The 528-nt window shown below is 69.7% G+C and carries 1 protein-coding gene; it reads right to left on the reverse strand.

The annotated features are described in order from the left end of the window. Window positions 1-6 precede the first annotated feature (6 nt). On the reverse strand, window positions 7-405 hold the full coding sequence (locus tag KCH_RS39435) for an ATP-binding protein (RefSeq protein WP_279635856.1): 399 nt from the start codon (window positions 403-405) through the stop codon (window positions 7-9). Window positions 406-528: the final 123 nt, after the last annotated feature.

The following is a 528-nucleotide window of genomic DNA, read 5'->3' on the forward strand; positions in this document are numbered from 1 at the left end:
CGCTGATCAGCACGAGATCACCTCGATCCCAGGACCGACCTGTGTGGAGGGTTGGACTCCTGGGAGCGACTCGGCTGCGATCAGTGCCCAGATTCGCTTTCCTCCGCCGGGACCGACAAGAGCCTTCCACTGAGCGCTGAGCGCATGAACCAGGATGAGGCCCCGTCCGTGAACGTCGTCCTCGGCAGTCTCGACGCGAGTCGGCAGCTGCGAACTCGGATCACCGACCGCGACCTCCAACCCGTCCGGTCGGGCGGCCAGGAAGACATCGAACTGTCCGTCAGCTCCATTGCACCCATGGATGACCGCGTTGCTGGCCAGCTCCGCTACAACCAGCTCGGCATCGTCCACGACGACATCCGAGTAGCCCCACTTGCGCACCTCGCAACGGACTCGAGCGCGCACATCGGGGGACTGGAGGACCTGGGCCCCCAAAGGGGGCCCACCCGACCCCCAGGGGGGGGGGGGGGGACCTAAGGGGGGGGGGGGCCGGCGCGCGCGCGCGCGCGCGCGCGCGCGCGCGCGCGC

This window comes from Kitasatospora cheerisanensis KCTC 2395, from assembly GCF_000696185.1.
Taxonomy (GTDB): domain Bacteria; phylum Actinomycetota; class Actinomycetes; order Streptomycetales; family Streptomycetaceae; genus Kitasatospora; species Kitasatospora cheerisanensis.